The sequence below is a fragment of the Bradyrhizobium oligotrophicum genome (assembly GCF_051168495.1).
GTDB classification, from domain to species: domain Bacteria; phylum Pseudomonadota; class Alphaproteobacteria; order Rhizobiales; family Xanthobacteraceae; genus Bradyrhizobium; species Bradyrhizobium oligotrophicum_A.
In genome coordinates, this window is sequence record NZ_JBNPVB010000011.1 from 35,453 (window position 1) to 53,755 (window position 18,303).

Sequence of the window (18,303 nt, forward strand, 5' to 3'; positions counted from 1 at the left end):
GTGTTGAGAACCTCTGGGGCGCTGATGCAGGTAAGCCCGAGAATCGTTGAACCCATCCGCACTGAGTTCGGGGCCCACCCCGCCCCACCGCGCGCCTTGCGCGCGGTGACCCTCCCCCTCCAGGGGAGGGTGGGCAGCTGTGCGCGTCGATGCGTCGATGCGTTTTGCTCGTGGGTGTCCGTTCAAACTCGGCGAACGGGGCACTGACGGCCATGCCCGCGGCCGTTCGCCACGAGACGCCGGCTGCCACGAGAATCAGTGATCGCTGGCGCGGCTGGCGTGACACACTGCTGGCGAGTGCTGCGTTCCAGCGTTGGGCGGCGGCGTTTCCGTTGACGCGGCCGATCGCGCGCCGGCGGGCGGCGGAGCTGTTCGATCTCTGCGCCGGCTTCGTCTATTCGCAGACCCTGGCGGCCTGCGTGCAGCTCGATTTGTTCGAAGGTTTGCGCGCCGAGCCTCGTGACGTCGCGACGCTGGCGTCGCGCGCGGCGATGCCGCCCGAGGCGATGACGAGCCTGTGCGAGGCGGCGTCCGCGCTGCAATTGCTGGAGCGCCGCGGCGAAGCCCGCTACGGGCTCGGGCCGCTCGGCGCGGCGCTGCTCGGCAATCCCGGCATCGCCGCCATGGTCCGCCATCACGCCGCGCTTTATGCCGATCTCGGCGATCCCGTGGCGCTGCTGCGCGGACAGGACCGCGCGCGCCGCCTCGCGCATTACTGGCCATATGCGCTCGACAAGCGCGCCGACGCGCTGACGCATGACAACGTTGCCCCCTATACGGCGCTGATGGCCGCGTCGCAGCCGATGATCGCGGACGTCGTGCTCGCGGCCTATCCGCTCACCGGCCATCGCTGCCTGCTCGATGTCGGCGGCGGCGACGGCAGCTTCCTCGCCGCCGCCGCGCGGGCTGCACCGCGGTTGCAACTCAAGCTGTTCGATCTGCCAGGCGTCGCCGCGATCGCGCAGGAACGCCTCACCGGGGATGGCCTTGCCGATCGCGCCACGATCAGTTCGGGCAGCTTCTACGATGATCCGCTGCCGACCGGCGCCGATGTGATCTCGCTGATCCGGGTCGTGCACGATCACGACGACGAGGCGGTGGCGCGATTGCTCGCCAAGGTCCGCGCGGCCTTGCCCGACAATGGCGTGCTGCTGCTCGGCGAGCCGATGCGCGATGCCGGCGGCGGGGCCGACGGCGTCAGCGCCTATTTCGAGATCTATCTGCGCGCGATGGGACAGGGCCGGCCGCGCAGCGCCGCGCGCTTGCGCGAGCTGCTGAATGCGGCCGGATTTTCGCAGGTGCGAGCGCTTCGCACGCGAATCCCCCTGATAGCGAGTGTCATTGTCGCGAAAAGCTGACACTCGATATGTAAATTTATATTGACACTCTTCGCAGTCGGACTAACCTGACATCCGTAAGAGAGCGGGCGTCGCCGGGGAGTTTGGCGCTATGGACGCGATCGCCGTGGTACTGGGGAGGCCGAGGCAATTGTCGCTGCAGCAGCTGCAGTTGGCGGACGCCGAGGATTGCCTGACCGTCGACATCGAATGGAGCGCGATCAGCACCGGCACCGAGCGGCTGCTGTACGAGGGGCGCATGCCGTCCTTCCCGGGCATGGGCTATCCGCTCGTGCCGGGCTACGAGGCGGTGGGCCGCGTCGCGCGCGCGGCACCTCATTCTGGTTTTCGAAAAGGCGAGCGGGTGTTCGTGCCGGGCGCGGCGCGCTGCTTCGGCGAGGTCAGGAGCCTGTTTGGCGCCGCCGCCTCGCGTCTCAACGTTCCCCCGCATCGCGTGGTCGCGATCGATGAAACGATCGGTGAGCGCGGCGTGCTGCTGGCGCTTGCGGCCACCGCCTATCATGCACTTGCGATCGGCGGCGACGGCCGCGCCGAATGCGTGGTCGGCCACGGCGTGCTCGGCCGTCTGCTGGCGCGGCTGATCGTGGCGATGGGCGGTGATCCGCCGGTGGTGTGGGAGAGCAATCCCGAACGCGCCGTGGGCGCCATGGGCTATCGTGTCACCGATCCCGCCGCTGATGAGAGGCGCGACTACCGCCTGATCTTCGACGCCAGCGGCGATGCCGGGCTGCTCGACAGCCTCATCTCCCGCCTGGGGCCCCGGGGCGAGATCATCCTCGCCGGCTTCTACAGCGCGCCGCTGACCTTCTCCTATCCGCCGGCCTTCATGCGCGAGGCGGCGATCCGCGTTGCCGCGGAATGGAAGCACGAGGATCTGCTCGCCGTGCGCAACCTCATCGATACCGGTCGGCTGTCGCTGGACGGCCTGATCACGCATCACGCGGACGCCAAGGCCGCGGAGAGCGCCTACCGGATCGCGTTCGACGATCCGTCATGTCTCAAGATGGTCTTGGACTGGAGAGCTGCAGCATGAATGCCCCGACCAAGATCAGTGCCGAGATCAGTGCAATGACGGATGCCCTGCGTGCCGAGGCCGCGATCGAGCCCGATGCGCCGGTGACGGCTGCGCCGAAGAAGACCACGCAGATCATCGCGATCTACGGCAAGGGCGGCATCGGCAAGAGCTTCACGCTCGCCAACCTGTCCTACATGATGGCGCAGCAGGGCAAGAAGGTGCTCCTGATCGGCTGCGATCCGAAGAGCGACACGACGTCGCTGCTGTTCGGCGGCCGCGCCTGTCCGACCATTCTGGAGACCTCATCGAAGAAGAAACTCGCGGGTGAAGAGGTCAAGATCGGCGACGTCTGCTTCAAGCGCGACGGCGTGTTCGCGATGGAGCTCGGTGGTCCCGAGGTCGGCCGCGGCTGCGGCGGACGCGGCATCATCCACGGCTTCGAGCTGATCGAGAAGCTCGGCTTCCACGATTGGGGATTCGACTACGTCCTGCTGGATTTCCTCGGCGACGTCGTCTGCGGCGGCTTCGGTCTGCCGATCGCGCGCGACATGTGCCAGAAGGTCATCATCGTCGGCTCGAACGATTTGCAGTCGCTGTACGTCGCCAACAATGTATGCTCGGCGGTGGAGTATTTCCGCAAGCTCGGCGGCAATGTCGGCGTTGCCGGCATCGTCATCAACAAGGATGACGGCACCGGCGAGGCGCAGGCCTTTGCAGATGCGGCAGGCATTCCTGTGCTGGCCTCGATCCCGGCCGATGACGACATCCGCCGCAAGAGCGCGAGCTATCAGATCATCGGCAAGCCGGGCACGCCCTGGGCGACGCTGTTCGAGCAGCTCGCCGAGAACGTTGCCGAGGCGCCGCCGCAGCATCCGCATCCCCTGACGCATGACGGCCTGCTCGGCTTGTTCAAGGCCTCGGAGGTCGGCCGCGACGTCGTGCTCGAAAAGGCGACGGTCGAGGACATGTGCGGCAGCACGGCCGTCACCAAGCCGTCGCTCGAAGTGATCTACGACAATGTGTGATGGGATCGGCTGAGCAGCGGAATGTAATGCCATGAGCGATCCTGTGGTCCACCAGGCGGTGAGTGCGCAAAGTGGTGCGGAGGCGATGGTGCCGGCGCAGCCCGAGGCGCTCGGCTGTCACGCCGGCAAGGCCGAACTCAAGAAGGCGGCCGATGCCGCCGGCAAGAGCGAGGTGCTGGCACGCTACGCGGCCGACTATCCGGCTGGTCCGCATGACCAGCCGCAGAGCATGTGTCCGGCGTTCGGCTCGCTGCGCGTGGGTTTGCGCATGCGGCGCACGGCGACGGTGCTGTCGGGCTCGGCCTGCTGCGTCTATGGCCTCACCTTCACCTCGCACTTCTATGGTGCGCGGCGCAGCGTCGGCTACGTCCCGTTCAACTCCGAGACGCTGGTGACGGGAAAGCTGTTCGAGGACATCCGCGACGCCGTGTTCAAGCTCGCCGACCCCGCCAATTACGACTGCGTCGTGATCATCAATCTCTGCGTCCCCACTGCTTCGGGCGTGCCGCTGCAGATCCTGCCGAAGGAGATCAACGGCGTCCGCATCATCGGCATCGACGTTCCGGGTTTTGGCGTGCCGACCCATGCCGAGGCCAAGGACGTGCTGGCCGGCGCGATGCTGAACTACGCGCGTCGCGAGGCGGAGCAGGGGCCGGTGCAGGCGCCGCGTGCGCCGCGCAGCGACAAGCCGACGATCACCTTGCTGGGTGAGATGTTCCCGGCCGATCCCGTCGGCATCGGCATGATGCTGGCGCCGCTCGGTCTCGCCGCCGGTCCCACGGTGCCGACGCGCGAATGGCGCGAGCTCTATGGCGCGCTGGACTGCGCGGCCGTGGCGGCGATCCATCCGTTCTACACCGCGTCGATCCGCGAGTTCGAGGCGGCAGGCCGCCCGATCATCGGCTCGGCGCCGGTCGGCTGCGACGGCACGGCGGATTGGCTGGAGGCGATCGGCAACGTCTGCGGCGTCGGACGTGCGCAGATCGACGCGGCCAAGACCGCGGTGCTGCCGGCGATCCGCGCGGCGCTTGCGGCCACGCCGATCCGCGGCCGCATCACGCTGTCGGGCTATGAGGGATCGGAGCTTTTGGTCGGGCGCCTCCTGGTCGAGAGCGGGGCTGATCTGCGCTATGTCGGCACGGCCTGCCCGCGCACGCGCTGGTCGGAGGCCGATTGCGCCTGGCTCGAGAGCCGTGGCGTGCGCGTGCAATATCGCGCCTCGCTGGAGCAGGATCTCGCGGCGGTCGATGAGTTCGCGCCTGATCTCGCCATCGGCACCACGCCGGTCGTGCAGAAGGCCAAGGCGCGTGCGATCCCGTCGCTCTACTTCACCAACCTGATCTCGGCGCGGCCGCTGTTCGGCGTCTCCGGTGCCGGCTCGCTGGCGCAGGTCGTCAACGCGGCGATCGCAGGCAAGGCGCGCTTCGACGAGATGCGCGAGTTCTTCGAAGGTGTCGGCGAGGGCGACAATGCGGGCGTGTGGCACGGCACGCCGGTCGAGCGTCCCGAATTCCGCGACAAGTTCCGCAAGGCGGTCGCGGCGCAGGCCAAGAAGCGCAAGTCCGAGGAGATGGTGTGATGCTGATCCTCGACCACGATCGCGCCGGCGGCTATTGGGGGGCGGTCTACGCCTTCACCGCGATCAAGGGCTTGCAGGTGATCATCGACGGCCCGGTGGGCTGCGAGAACCTGCCGGTGACCTCGGTGCTGCACTACACCGACGGCCTGCCGCCGCACGAGCTGCCGATCGTCGTCACGGGTTTGGGCGAGGACGAGCTCGGCCAGAAGGGCACCGAGCAGGCAATGAAGCGCGCGCGCCGCGCGCTCGATCCGGACCTGCCGGCGGTCGTCGTCACCGGTTCGATCGCCGAGATGATCGGTGGCGGCGTGACGCCCGAGGGCTCCAACATCAAGCGCTTCCTGCCGCGCACCATCGACGAGGACCAGTGGCAGAGCGCCAACCGCGCGCTGAGCTGGCTGTGGAGCGAATACGGTCTGCGCAAGGTCCCCGAGCGCAAGACGCGCAAGGACGGCGAGAAGCCCAGGGTCAACATCATCGGGCCGATCTACGGCACCTTCAACATGCCGTCGGATGTCGCCGAGATCCGCCGCCTGATCGAAGGCATCGGCGCCGAGATCAACATGGTGTTTCCGCTCGGCAGCCATCTCGCCGATGTGCCCAAGCTGGTCGATGCCGACGTCAACGTCTGCATGTATCGCGAATTCGGCCGGCTGCTGTGCGAGACCTTGGAGCGGCCTTACCTGCAGGCGCCGATCGGGCTGCATTCGACGACGAAGTTCCTGCGCACGCTGGGCGAGATGCTCGGGCTCGATCCCGAGCCGTTCATCGTCAGGGAGAAGCACACCACGATCAAGCCGCTCTGGGACCTCTGGCGCTCGGTGACGCAGGACTTCTTCGGCACCGCGAGCTTCGGCATCGTCGCGTCGGAGACTTACGCGCGCGGCTTGCGCAATTTCCTGGAGACCGAGCTCGGGCTGCCCTGCAGCTTCGCGATCTCGCGCTGCGCCGGCGCCAAGACCGACAACGACGCCATCCGCAAGGCCATCCACGAGCGGCCGCCGCTGGTGCTGTTCGGCAGCTACAATGAGCGCATGTATGCGGCGGAAGCCGGCAACCGCGCGATCTACATCCCGGCCTCGTTCCCGGGCACGGTGATCCGCCGCCACACCGGCACGCCCTTCATGGGCTATGCCGGCGCGACCTATGTCGTGCAGGAGGTCTGCAACGCGCTGTTCGATGCGCTGTTCAACATCCTGCCGCTCGCCACGCAACTGGACCAGATCGCAGCGACGCCTGCGCGGCTCGAGCGCGAGCTGCCGTGGGACGACGGCGCCAAGCTTGCGCTGGATCAGATCATCGAGACCCAGCCGGTGCTGGTGCGGATCTCCGCGGCCAAGCGGCTGCGCGACGCGGCCGAGCGCGGTGCGCGCCAGGCCGGGCTCGACAAGGTGACGGAAGACGTTCTCGCGCATGCGCGGTCACAGCTCGCAACGGGCCAGGCCGCATAGGGCGACGAGGATGGGGCGGAGAGGGAGAGGACGATGTCGTTGTACGAACGCATGGATCGTGACGTCGCGCCGAGATCGCGCGAGCGGATCGAATATCTCCTGGTCTACGCGATGTGTTTCGTCGTGCTGATGGTCGAGGGCGTGCTGCGCCGGATCGGCTCCATCATCACGGGACACCGGCCCGCGCCGCTCGGCGCGATCGTCGGTGAAGCGAGGATCAAGGCCGCGAACTGCGCGACCTCGTCGTTCATGGGGCTGTGAGGTCCCACGGGTTTCGAGTTTCCGGGCTGTTCGTTTCCGGCCCCGTGAGCTCTGCAAGGAATTCATGCGGCTCGCCGCATGGATGCCATCCCGGCGACGGGATGGCGATTCGACGCCGTTCATCCCGGTGAGCGGCATTCGGCCGAAAGGCCAACACCAGGAGGTACTACGATGGTGGAACCAAACAAGGGAGGCTCGCTGTCGGGGCTGACCGAAGCGGAGGCGAGGGAATTCCATAGCATCTTCATGACGAGCTTTGTGGTCTTCACGGCGGTTGCGATCGTCGCCCACATTCTCGCCTGGATGTGGCGTCCTTGGCTGCCTGGGCCGGCTGGCTACAAGGCGGCGATGGATGGGGCAACCCACTACGCCAATATCGCACTCTCCTACCTGACCTGACCGAAAGGAGAAAACTATGTGGCGCTTGTGGTTGTTGTTCGATCCCCGCAGGGTTCTCGTGGCTCTCGGCGTTTTCCTGTTCGGGCTGGCATTGGTGATTCACTTCATCCTGCTCAGCACCAACCGGTTCAACTGGCTGGAGGGACCGCGTGCAGCGAAGACGTCGTCGATCTCCGATCCGGCGACGCCGCTGAAGCTCACCTAAGAGCTCGCAATACCCAAGGGAAGCGGACGGGCGCCGGCGGCAGACCCCGTTCGCCCGCTTCCCAGACTTTCTCGTTCGTTGAATTCACGTCCCGTGACATGTCACGTCACACGACACGACGATAAGACACGTAGCATATCGAGCGACGGGCAGCGGAGGCAGACCGATGGCAATGCTCAGCTTTGAACGAAAATACCGCGTCCGCGGCGGAACGTTGATCGGCGGTGACCTCTTCGATTTCTGGATCGGACCGTTCTACGTCGGCTTCTTCGGCGTGACGACGATCTTCTTCACCTTCGTCGGCGTGGCGCTGATCCTCTACGCCACGGCGCTCGGACCGACCTGGAATCTCTGGCAGATCAGCATCAACCCGCCCGACGCCAAATACGGGCTGTCATTCGCGCCGCTCACGGAGGGCGGCTTCTGGCAGCTCATCACGGTGTGCGCGCATGGCGCGTTCGTCTCGTGGGCGCTGCGGGAGGTCGAGATCTGCCGCAAGCTCGCGATCGGCTATCACGTGCCGGTCGCCTTCGGCTTCGCGATCTTCGCCTATTTCACGCTGGAAGTGATCCGTCCGGTGCTGATGGGCTCGTGGAGCTACGCCTTCCCTTACGGCATCATCACTCATCTCGATTGGGTGTCGAACACCGGCTATCAGTTCGGCAACTTCCACTACAATCCCGCGCACATGATCGCGATCACGTTCTTCTTCACGACGTGTCTCGCGCTCGCGCTGCACGGATCGCTGATCCTGTCGGCCGCCAACCCGGGCAAGGGCGAGGAGATGAAGTCGCCCGAACATGAGAACACGATGTTTCGCGATCTGATCGGCTATTCGATCGGCACGCTCGGCATCCACCGCCTCGGTCTGTTTCTGGCGCTGTCGGCCGTGTTCTTCAGTGCCGTTTGCATCGTCATCTCCGGTCCCGCCTGGCTCATGCCCGAAGGCAACGCCTGGTCGGATTGGTGGGATTGGTGGCGCAGGGTCCCGATCTGGTCGCCGCCGCAATGAGTTCAAGGAGAGGTCGTCATGGCCCAATACCAGAACATCTTCACGCAGATCCAAGTTCGTAGTGCGATCTATCCGGGCATCCCGATCGAGCCCGGCGTCTGGGAGCGGCTCGGCAAGGGCAGCTATAATTACTGGTTCGGCAAGCTCGGCGACGCCCAGGTCGGCCCGGTCTATCTCGGCTTCCTCGGCCTCGCTTCGCTGATGTCCGGCTTCGTTGCGATCGAGATCATCGGTCTCAACATGCTGGCGTCGGTGAACTGGAGCCCGCTGGAGTTCATCCGCCAGTTCTTCTGGCTGTCGCTGCAGCCGCCGGCCCCGGAATACGGCCTGCAGATCTTCCCGCCGCTGCAGGAGGGCGGCTGGTGGCTGATGGCCGGGTTCTTCCTGACGACGTCGATCCTGTTGTGGTGGGCGCGCACCTACCGCCGCGCCCGGGCGCTCGGCCTCGGCACCCATGTGTCATGGGCGTTCGCCTCGGCGATCTGGCTCTATCTCGTGCTCGGCTTCATCCGTCCAATCTTCATGGGAAGCTGGAGCGAGGCGGTGCCGTTCGGGATCTTCCCGCACCTCGACTGGACCAATAACTTCTCCATCACTCACGGCAACCTGTTCTACAATCCGTTCCACATGCTCTCGATCGCCTTCCTGTACGGATCGGCGCTCCTGTTTGCGATGCATGGTGCGACGGTGCTGGCGATCAGCCGCTACGGCGGCGAGCGCGAGCTCGAGCAGATCGTCGACCGCGGCACGGCTTTCGAGCGTGGTGCGCTGTTCTGGCGCTGGACGATGGGCTTCAACGCGACGGCCGAATCGATCCATCGGTGGGCGTGGTGGTTTGCCGTGCTTTGCACCTTGACCGGCGGCATCGGTATCCTACTGTCAGGCACCGTCGTCGATAATTGGTTCGAGTGGGGCGTGAAACACGGGCTGGCGCCGCCGCGCTGAAGTCCTGCAGGTCTTGAAATGTTGGACAGAGTTGATTCTGATCAGATCGAGATGGCCGGGCGCAGCACGCGCCCGGCCAGTCTTTTGCAAGCCATGCGCGAGCGGACCAAGGCGCTGCATATGACCGCCGAACGGACCGGTATCGTCGCCGAATTGTTGCGCGGTCGCGGCACGCGCGGCGCGTATGCGCTGCTGCTGCGCAATCTGCTGCCGGTCTATGAAGCACTCGAAGCCGAGCTGTTGCGGCATCGGGATACGCCGGTGACGGGCCGCATCGTTCGGCCCGAGTTGCATCGCGTTGCCGCCATCAAGGCTGATCTCGCGCAGCTCGGCGCCAGCGACCGGCCATTGCTGCCCGAGACGATCGCCTATGTCAGCGCCATCAGGGACGCCGGCGCCGGCTCCGGTCATGCGCTGCTGGCCCACGCCTATACGCGTTATCTCGGCGATCTCAGCGGCGGCCAGATCATCAAGCGCATTCTCGCCCGCTCGCTGAATCTGGAGCGCGAGGCGCTGTCGTTCTACGAGTTTCCTGCGATCGCCGATATCCCGCGCTTCAAGGACGAGTACCGCGATGCGCTGGAGCAGGCTGGCGCCGCGATGGCCGAGCACGACATTGTCGTCGAGGAAGCGGCTACCGCGTTCCAACTGAATATCACGTTGTCGCAAGCGTTGCAGGCGGCGGCCGGCCTCGGGACTTGAGCTAGGCAGGCGCTCTCCACGCGTCATTTCGGGGCGCGCGGAACGCGCGAGCCCGGAATCCATAGCCACGACCGGTCATGAGGATGCGAGATGCGCGTGGCGCTCGTCTCCGACGCACCATGCCCTGTGGTTATGGATTCCGGGCTCATTCGCGCTGCTTCAAAACGGCTTCGCCGTCTTGCGCGCGAATGCCCCGGAATGACGTGTGGAAAGGGCGCGGGCATCGCATGAGCAGCTTGGCCGTCGGGCCAGCGAACGCAGCCGCGAGTTGCGTTCACCCCTCGCTCTGCGAGCGATACCACACCAGATGCTCGATGATCTCGAGCGTCCGCGCCGTCGAATTGCGGATGCTCTCCAGCATTTCCGGCATGCTTCCGGCCTGCGCGCCGTGCGTCACTTCGAGCGCGGCGAGCTGCGCATTCTCCACCGTCGAGGCCGCCAGCTCCTTGTAGATCAGGCTCGCGCTCTGATCGAGCCGAAGGCTTGGCCGGCGCTTGCCGTCGATCTCCTCCTGGAAGCGCGCGCGCGCCGCCTCGGCGGTCTTGCGCTCGGACAGGTCCGAGAAGATCAGCACGAAGCCGAGCACGCGGTCCTGCGGTGCGATCACGGGATCTGCACGGACCATCAGCGGCCGTGGCGGCGCGGTGCCACCGGCGAGCGCCAGCTCGCCGCGCCAGCTCCGCTTGTTGCGCATCAGGTCGTCGAGACTGGCGCGGAATTCCGCCGGCGCCGTGAAATAGCTGCCGAGATCGCGCAGGTGCGGAATGTGCGGATGGGTGGTGCGCAGCTGCTGTTCGAACGCCTCGTTCAGGAGCAGGATGCGGCCCTCGACGTCGGCGATGATGACGGGCTGCTCCGAGCGCAACACCTGGCCGCTGATCGTCGCGAGCTGGTCCTGTGCGATCACCATCCGTACCGAGCGCAGCTGGAGCGCCACGTCCGCCACGGTCTCGCTGATCAAGCGAGCGGAGGCCAGCTCCGCCACGGACCAGGGCTCGGATTTTCCCTCGACCACCTGGTGCCATTGCGCGAACGAGCGGCGCGGTGACAGATCGGAGGGATCGTCGCCGATGATGACCGCCTTGAGCGGATCGCCTCCCCAGGTCACCGTCCTGACCTGCTCCGGCCTGAACCACAGCAGATACTCTCCATCGCTGGCCGACAGAGGCGCGGCAATCAGTCCGCTCGCGCTCGCGCGGAGGTCCATGAAGCCCGGCTCGTCGAGCGTCAGCGACGTGGTTGCGGTGAGCCCCTGCGGCCCGGGGCCCGCCGTCTGGCGGCTGCGATCGAGCCATGCGGCGAGATCGCGGATGCGCTGCGTCGACGGGACGTCGCCGGCGGTGGTGACCTGGCCCTCGAACAGCAGCGCGGCCCCACTGGCGCCCAGCGGCTGCAGCAGTGATTGCGAGCCGTCGAACAGCGCGGCCTGCCATTCGCCATCCCGGGAGACGGCCTCGACCAGCCGCTGCTCCAACCGGCGCACGACCAGTTCGGAATGGCTCTGGGCAAAACTCTCGAGCGCCGCGATGCGGATCGCACAGGTCTCGGCCAGCGCCTCGCAGGCGGCGCGGATGGTGAACGGCACGAAGCGCGGCTCGTAATGATGGCAGGCGATCAGCCCCCACAGCTTGCCGCTGACCATCAGCGAGCAGACCAGCGTCGCGCCGACGCCCATGTTCTGGAGATATTTCTGGTGGATCGGCGACATGCTGCGCAGGCAGCTCAAGGACATGTCGAGGTCGCGTCCGTTGAGCGGAGAGATACGCGGCTGCAACGGCACCGGCGTGTAGTTCACATCGACCAGCAGGCGCACGCGGTTGCGCTCGTAGAGCCTCCGCGCGATCTGCGGAATGTCGGAGGCCGGATAACGGTTGCCGAGGAAGGCTTCCAGATCCGGGCGCCGCCGTTCCGACAGCACCTCGCCGTGCCCTTCTTCGTCGAAACGGTAGACCATGACGCGATCGTAGCCGGTGATCTCCTTGAAGATCGTCGCGGTCTCGTCGCTCAGGCCGAGCAGAGACGACGCCGAAGTGATGTGGTGGAAGGCGCCATCGAGCGCGGGCGCAATGTTGGTGGTCTTTGTCGCCGGCTCCAGCTCGACGATCAGTCCACCGTTCGACGGGCGATGAATCGTGCAGTCGACACGGCGCGGCGGCGAGCCGGTCGTGCATTGCAGGGTCATCGGCTTGAGGTGCAGTGGACCGCTGAGATGGGGCAGGATCTGGAATGGCAGATCACCCCCGAGATCCCGGAGGGGCCGCCCGACGACGGCGTTCGTACCGAGAAAGGCCGCAGCGTTGCCGCTGGCCTGGATCACGACGTTCTCGGGTTCCTTGATCGCCAGCAGGATGCCGTGCGGCTGGATCGAGCCTGCGAGCTGAATCTGCTCGCGCTCGCAATTCATAAGAGTAGCGTGGCCGAAGGCTGGCGTCGTCAGCGGAACGGGCAACTAGCTCCCCTTTTCGGTTTCCTCGCCGTCTTCTTCTGGTTGAGAGAGATTATACCGATCGAGCTTGGCGTAAAGGCTTTGCCGGCTGAGGCCGAGAATTTCCGCAGCCGACGTCCGGTTCCCGTTGGCGAGCTCGAGCGCGGCACGGACGTAGTGCTGCTCGACGACTTCGACCGTGCTCTTCACCAGCTTGCGCAGCGGAGTTTTGCCGACCGATTCGTTGAGGGCGGCGAGCGCAGTCCGAAGGTTGTCATGCTCCGCCGTCGGCGACAACCTCCGGGCAATATTGCGCAGCACGAGGCCGATCCGGCGCTGGCCATCCGGACCATAGGCTGCCGCGGAGATTTCGACCTCCGTCTCGGTTCCCAGCTCGCCCTGGATCGTGGTCGACAGCAGGCGGACGGTGCCGTGGCGCTCGACATTGGAGACCAGCACCGAAAGATCGGCGCCGGGACGGATCAGCCATCGGCTCAGCTTCTCGTCGATCAGCGCGTCTTTCGATCCGATTTCGACCAGTTCCAGAAACGCCCGATTGGCGCGCTTGATGACGCCTGCGACGTCGATGCTGATGACCGCGTCCGGAAGATTGTCGATCAGCGCTTCGGGATTGTCCGGCACCGGCCCGGGCTGGGCGACCTTGCCGATCGGCGCCATCTGCAGCAGGAACATCGGCGCGTTGTCGCTGGTCATCAGCGATCCCCGGAGCATCCAGGGGGTGGCGTCCTCACCGACGTGAATCACGATGCCCGGCGCCTTGCCCTGGTCGCGCACGCGCCTCAGCATCAGCTCCACCGGTTCGCGGTCCTTGGGAGGAATCTCCTGCAGGAACTCGCGGCCGACCAGATTGTCCCTGCGGCGGCCAGAGGCCCCCAGCGCCGCGGCGGCCGTCCGGTTGGCTTCGACGATGCGCAGGTCCGAGACCTTCGTCAGCAGCACGGCCTCGTTGGAGTCCTCGATGACCAGCCGGTAGCGCGTCTCGATCTCGCGCAGCCGCCAGTAATCGCGCTCGATCGTCTGCTGGGCCGAGATCAGCCGGGCCTGGAGCTCCGCGACCGCCTGCAGGTTCTTGCCGATCGCCAGCATGCCGGCACGGCCACCGAGCAGCACGGTGGTGAATTCCATCGGCAGTTCCAAGCCGCTCGGGAACCGCTGTGTGATCTGGCGAAAGGCGGAGATACCGGTCCGCTTGGTGTCCTGCATGATGCGCTCGATCTTCTCGCTCGCATCATCGACGATCTCGGACCAGGGGCGCCCCAGCCACACATCGACATTCTCGGCTGACATGTTCGGAGACAGCGTTGCCTCACGGATCACGCCGTCCATGTCGAGCAGCAATGTCACGTCGGGTCGTGGACCGTGAAACTCGGCCATCGTCTTGGCACCCGTTGAGACGCTCACAGGATCGCGGCCACATCGTTGGCGCGCATTTTGAAGGTGTTGCGCCGCATCCCGCTAACGTATTGAGAGTCTTGAAGATGTCGTTAGTCCACGCAGCGCCCTCAGTGTCAAGGCTTATTTCCGGGCACGCGGCTGTCGCTGGTATTCCTGCGCCTATTGCATGCTCGAACTGCGACGGATTCGCTCACTTTCAGTTCATCGGAACATGACAAGAGTTCGTGACATTGATACGTGTAAGGTCAGATGACCTGAGTAACGAAACGGCGAAATCGGGAGGATCAATGATGCTCAGAGCGGGATTGGTTGTATCTGTAATTATTACAACTTTAGCGGGTGCCGCACTGGCGATGGACGGCGGTGACGCTGCGAAGGGCGAACAGGTCTTCAAGCAGTGCATGACCTGCCACCGCATCGGTCCCGATGCGAAGAACGCGGTCGGTCCGGTCCTGACCGGCGTCATTGGACGAGCGACCGGGACCTATCCCGGCTTCGCCTATTCGGATCTCAACAAGCATGCCGGCGAGGCCGGGCTGGTGTGGACCGACGACAACATCTTCGAATATCTCGTCGATCCCAGCGCGTTCCTGAAGAAGTTCCTCACCGAGAAGGGCAAGACGGACCAGGCGACCGGCTCGACCAAGATGGTGTTCAAGCTCGCCAACGAGCAGCAGCGCAAGGACGTCATCGCCTATCTCAAGACGTTCTCGACCGAGAAGAAATGATTTGGTCGAACGTCATCGCCAGCGCTGCCGCAGGTCGGCGGCGTTGGCGAGACCTGATGCCGCCAGGCACGCCGCAAGCCAGAACCACGGCGCATCCACGAGCACGCAGCGCAGCGCCAGCAGCAGGAACACGCCGGCGAGCAGGTTCGGCAGCAATGCCCGCGGGCTGATGCCGCGACGAGAGCGCCGCCAGACCAGCGCGATGGCGATCAGCTCCACCGCGACGACCGCAAGAATCAGGTCGACCAGATGCGGGCTGCGAAACAGCTCATCCATCGCGCGAAGCCGCTAGGCGGCCCGCGCCAGTCCGGTCAGATGGGCGATGTTCTTGAAGAAGATCCGCACATGCGACAGCGGCTTGGCGCGCACCAGCTCCTTGTTCATGTAGGCGTCCCATGTGAGCTGCTGCACGTCGCGGTCACGGCAGATGGCGACGAAGCGCTCGCGGCGGGCATCGTTCGTGTACCAGTAGCGCTGCATCATGCCGAGGATGAAGAACACCGCGCCATGCTTGCGCATGAAGACCTTGCGGGCCGTCGCCAATGCAGCGGCGTCGCCGGTCTTCAGGAACAGCGCAACGGCATCGGCAGCGGCGCGGCCGCCGGCCATCGCATAGTAGATGCCTTCGCCGGAAGCGGGCGCCACCACTCCGGCCGCGTCGCCGGCCAGCACGATGTCGCGGCCATTGTCCCAGCGCCGCAGCGGCTTCAGCGGGATCGGCGCCCCCTCGCGGCGAATGGTTTCGAGCTCGTCGAGCGCCGCCGCCTTGCGGAATTCGGCGACCGAGCCGCGCAGCGAAAAACCCTTGCAGGCGCTGCCGGTGCCGATGCTGGTGGTCGTCCCATGCGGGAACACCCAACTGTAGAAATCGGGCGACAGCTTGCCGCGATAGACGACATCGCAGCGCGTCGCGTCGAACAGCGGATGGCCCGGATCGGGTGAGCGCACGATCTCATGATAGGCGAACACGTAGCGAATCTCGTCCGCGCCGGGGATGCATTGCCGCGCGACCGCCGACACTGCGCCATCCGCGCCGATCACCGCACGGGCCCGCACGATGTCCGGCCGCAGGCTGCCATCATCCATGCGACGCTCGTAGTGCACGACGGCGGTGCCGTCGGCATCGCGCGCGATCCGGCTGTAGGTGCCGGTCCGGCGGATCGCGCCGCTGTCGGCGGCGCGCGTGCGCAGCCATTTGTCGAAATGTTCGCGATCGACCATGCCGACGAAGCCGCCATCGATCGGCATGTCGACGTCGCGGTTGCTCGGCGACACCATGCGGGCGGAGGAGATGCGCGCCACCAGGAGTTGGTCGGGGATCTCGAACTCGGCGATCAGCCGCGGCGGAATCGCACCGCCGCAGGGCTTGATGCGGCCGGCCTTGTCGAGCAGCAGCACACGCTGGCCCTTGCGGGCGAGATCATTGGCGGCGGTTGCGCCGGCGGGGCCGCCGCCGATGACCACGACGTCGAAGGTTTCCGGGCTGGAAGAGGAAGTCATCGCTCAGGCTCCGATGTTGGCTGGCTGTGGCGCAAGGCTCGTTTGAGCCACGCGTGGGCTCTTGATCCAGATTGCGAGCCAGGCGGCGAGGACGAACAGTGCGGCTTCGGCGGCGAACACCGCCGCATAGGCCGAGGCGGTGGTGGGCATGAAATGGCGCGCGGCGTCCGCCGCGGCCGTGCCGACGAAGCCGCCGATGCCGAACGAGATCGCCTGCGAGGCGCCCCACAGGCCCATCCGCGTGCCCTCGCGGTTGTCGCGTCCTTCGCTGACCATGTTCATCATCGCGCCGATCGCCGCGATCGCGTAGACGCCGTTGGTGATGCCGAGCAAGAGCACGGAGGCGCGCAGCGGCCACGCCGGGCCGATCGTGGCGGCGGCGACGAGGCTGAGCAGCGCCAGCGCCGAGGCGAGGCAGCCGCCGATGATCCAGGGCTGCGGCCGCGTCCGCCAGTCGGCACGCAGGCTCGCCATCGCCGGCATCAGGATCATGCCGATCAGCGCACCCATGTGCTGGACCGAGGACAGCTGCGTGGTCTGGCCCGGCGTCATGCCGAACACGCTGCCGGCGAACGGCTCCAGGATCAGGTCCTGGGCGCTGTAGGCCAGCATCGACACGAAGATGAAGATGGCGAAGCGCCGCGCCTGCGGTTCGCGGCAGATCTCGCGGAAATCGTCCATGAAGCCGCCGCGCTCGGCGGCGGCGGAAATCGAGCCTGCAGAAACCTCCGGCTGCTCGATGCCCCAGACGCCGACCAGGGTCAGCACCATGGCGATGGCCGAGACGGTGCCGGACACCAGCATCAGCCGCTCGCCGGAGAACGGGTCGAGCGCCTTGCCGGCGACGGCCGTCGTGACGATGAAGCCTGCAATCATCATGATCCAGGCGATCGAGGCGGCGGCGCTGCGCCGCTCCGGCGCGGTGCGCTTGGCGAGCAGCACCAGCAGCGAGGTGCCGGCGGCGCCGACGCCGATGCCGATCATGATGAAGGCGATCACGGCCACGACGAGGCCAAGAGCGAGATGGCTCGCCATCAGCGCGGTGGCGGCTGCGGCCAGAAGGCCGCCTGCGGCGAGCACGGCCATCCCGCCGACGATCCAGGCGAACCGGCGGCCGTCGACATCGGAGCCGTGGCCGAGCCACGGCCGCAGCACCTGCATCGCATAGTGGATCGCGACCAGCAGGCCAGGGATCATCGCCGGCAAGGCGAGTTCGATCACCATCACGCGGTTCAACGTCGACGTCGTCAGTACCACCACCGCGCCGAGCGCGGTCTGCACCAGGCCGAGCCTGATGATGCCGAACCAGGACAGGTGAGCAGGTGAGGCCGTGGTCATCCGCATCATGCTGCCAGTCCCGCCAGCGCGAAGGCCGACACCAGCATGCCCAGCACGTAGAGCAGCACGCCGGTCCCGTTGTACCAGGGCGCGAGCTCGCGCGGGCTCGTCATCAGCCGCCGCATCAGGATGAACTGCACCGCGAGCATGGCGGTGACGATCACGGCATGGATGGGACGGCTCCAGGCCAGCAGCAGCGCGATCACGCCGATCTGCGCCAGCGCCATCGTGATGCAGGCCAGACGGGCGGCGGCCTCGGCGCCGAGCATCACCGGCAGCGAGCGGACATTGCTGATGCGGTCGCCGCCGATCGACTTGAAATCGTTCAAGGTCATGATGCCGTGGGCGCCGGCGCTGTACAGCAGCGCGATCGACAGCACCTGCCAGGACGGCGCCTGTGCGCTCATGATCGCCGCCGCCGTGATCCAGGGCAGGCCTTCGTAGCAGAGGCCGACGGCGCTGTTGCCCCACCAGCCGTTCTGCTTCAGCCGGATCGGCGGCGCGCTGTAGGCCCAGGCCAGCGCGAGGCCGAGCGCCGCGGCGGCAAATCCCCAGGGGCCGAGCAGGGTGGCGACACCGAGTGACAGCACGGTCCAGATCAGCGCGATATAGAGGCCCCAGCGTCCGGGAATCCGGCCCGACGGGATCGGGCGGTTTGGCTCGTTGAGCGCATCGACGTGACGGTCGAACCAGTCGTTGACGGCCTGGCTGGTGGCGCACACCATCGGCCCGGCGAGCACGAGGCCTGCGATCACGGTGGGCCAGCGCGGCGCCAGCGGTGCGCCCGACGACACCACGCCGCAGCCGAACGCCCAGATCGGCGGAAACCAGGTGATCGGCTTCAACAGTTCGAGGACCGCCGAGGGATGAAGCCTTGAAGGAAGCCTTGAGCCAAGCTTCGGGGCAAGCGGGACGGGCGCGATCTCGGTCATTGCAACTTTCCA

18 protein-coding genes are annotated in these 18,303 nt (G+C 66.3%); 12 read left to right on the forward strand and 6 right to left on the reverse strand.

What is annotated here, in order from left to right:
- The first annotated feature begins 212 nt into the window (after positions 1–212).
- The 11 genes from ACQR1B_RS20820 to ACQR1B_RS20870 all read left to right on the forward strand — a co-directional run bounded on the left by ACQR1B_RS20820 (position 213) and on the right by ACQR1B_RS20870 (position 9,952).
- Positions 213–1,358, forward strand: a complete 1,146-nt coding sequence (locus ACQR1B_RS20820) for a methyltransferase (protein ID WP_434833424.1) — start codon at positions 213–215, stop codon at positions 1,356–1,358.
- Positions 1,359–1,449: 91 nt separating this feature from the next.
- Positions 1,450–2,391, forward strand: a complete 942-nt coding sequence (gene bchC, locus ACQR1B_RS20825) for a chlorophyll synthesis pathway protein BchC (RefSeq protein ID WP_434833425.1) — start codon at positions 1,450–1,452, stop codon at positions 2,389–2,391.
- On the forward strand, positions 2,388–3,398 hold the full coding sequence (locus tag ACQR1B_RS20830; protein ID WP_434833426.1) for a chlorophyllide a reductase iron protein subunit X: 1,011 nt from the start codon (positions 2,388–2,390) through the stop codon (positions 3,396–3,398). Before bchC ends, ACQR1B_RS20830 begins: the two co-directional genes overlap by 4 nt.
- A gap of 31 nt (positions 3,399–3,429) precedes the next feature.
- Positions 3,430–4,977 (forward strand): chlorophyllide a reductase subunit Y, encoded by a 1,548-nt coding sequence (gene bchY / locus ACQR1B_RS20835; protein ID WP_434833427.1) that lies wholly within the window; start codon positions 3,430–3,432, stop codon positions 4,975–4,977.
- Entirely contained in the window at positions 4,977–6,428 is a 1,452-nt protein-coding gene (gene bchZ, locus ACQR1B_RS20840; protein ID WP_434833428.1) for a chlorophyllide a reductase subunit Z, read from the forward strand. The genes bchY and bchZ overlap by 1 nt, the downstream gene beginning before the upstream one ends.
- A 33-nt stretch (positions 6,429–6,461) precedes the next feature.
- Entirely contained in the window at positions 6,462–6,689 is a 228-nt protein-coding gene (locus ACQR1B_RS20845; RefSeq protein WP_434833429.1) for a hypothetical protein, read from the forward strand.
- A gap of 171 nt (positions 6,690–6,860) precedes the next feature.
- Positions 6,861–7,088, forward strand: a complete 228-nt coding sequence (pufB, locus tag ACQR1B_RS20850; protein ID WP_434833430.1) for a light-harvesting antenna LH1, beta subunit — start codon at positions 6,861–6,863, stop codon at positions 7,086–7,088.
- 16 nt (positions 7,089–7,104) lie between these two features.
- Entirely contained in the window at positions 7,105–7,293 is a 189-nt protein-coding gene (gene pufA, locus ACQR1B_RS20855) for a light-harvesting antenna LH1, alpha subunit (protein ID WP_434833431.1), read from the forward strand.
- 166 nt (positions 7,294–7,459) lie between these two features.
- Complete coding sequence (gene pufL / locus ACQR1B_RS20860) at positions 7,460–8,305, forward strand: photosynthetic reaction center subunit L (protein ID WP_434833432.1); 846 nt, start codon at positions 7,460–7,462, stop codon at positions 8,303–8,305.
- Positions 8,306–8,323: 18 nt separating this feature from the next.
- Positions 8,324–9,250, forward strand: a complete 927-nt coding sequence (gene pufM / locus ACQR1B_RS20865; RefSeq protein ID WP_434833433.1) for a photosynthetic reaction center subunit M — start codon at positions 8,324–8,326, stop codon at positions 9,248–9,250.
- Between the two features lie 18 nt (positions 9,251–9,268).
- Entirely contained in the window at positions 9,269–9,952 is a 684-nt protein-coding gene (locus ACQR1B_RS20870) for a heme oxygenase (biliverdin-producing) (protein WP_434833434.1), read from the forward strand.
- A gap of 274 nt (positions 9,953–10,226) precedes the next feature.
- On the opposite strand, the gene ACQR1B_RS20875 is transcribed toward ACQR1B_RS20870, so the two are convergent.
- Positions 10,227–12,401 (reverse strand): GAF domain-containing protein, encoded by a 2,175-nt coding sequence (locus ACQR1B_RS20875; RefSeq protein ID WP_434833435.1) that lies wholly within the window; start codon positions 12,399–12,401, stop codon positions 10,227–10,229.
- A complete protein-coding gene (ppsR, locus tag ACQR1B_RS20880; protein ID WP_434833436.1) occupies positions 12,402–13,772 on the reverse strand; it encodes a transcriptional regulator PpsR in 1,371 nt (456 codons plus the stop codon).
- A 374-nt stretch (positions 13,773–14,146) separates the two neighbouring features.
- Here ppsR and ACQR1B_RS20885 point away from each other — a divergent pair, with 374 nt between their 5' ends.
- On the forward strand, positions 14,147–14,521 hold the full coding sequence (locus ACQR1B_RS20885; protein WP_434833437.1) for a c-type cytochrome: 375 nt from the start codon (positions 14,147–14,149) through the stop codon (positions 14,519–14,521).
- A 12-nt stretch (positions 14,522–14,533) separates the two neighbouring features.
- On the opposite strand, the gene ACQR1B_RS20890 is transcribed toward ACQR1B_RS20885, so the two are convergent.
- Genes ACQR1B_RS20890 through chlG form a run of 4 tightly spaced genes read right to left on the reverse strand, consistent with a single transcriptional unit; the run spans position 14,534 to position 18,291 of the window.
- Positions 14,534–14,797, reverse strand: a complete 264-nt coding sequence (locus ACQR1B_RS20890; protein ID WP_434833438.1) for a hypothetical protein — start codon at positions 14,795–14,797, stop codon at positions 14,534–14,536.
- A 12-nt stretch (positions 14,798–14,809) separates the two neighbouring features.
- Positions 14,810–16,021: a geranylgeranyl diphosphate reductase gene (locus ACQR1B_RS20895; RefSeq protein WP_434833439.1), complete on the reverse strand. Its 1,212-nt coding sequence runs from the start codon at positions 16,019–16,021 to the stop codon at positions 14,810–14,812.
- 3 nt (positions 16,022–16,024) lie between these two features.
- Entirely contained in the window at positions 16,025–17,359 is a 1,335-nt protein-coding gene (locus tag ACQR1B_RS20900; protein WP_434833607.1) for a BCD family MFS transporter, read from the reverse strand.
- A gap of 5 nt (positions 17,360–17,364) precedes the next feature.
- Entirely contained in the window at positions 17,365–18,291 is a 927-nt protein-coding gene (chlG, locus tag ACQR1B_RS20905; RefSeq protein WP_434833440.1) for a chlorophyll synthase ChlG, read from the reverse strand.
- Positions 18,292–18,303 lie beyond the last annotated feature (12 nt).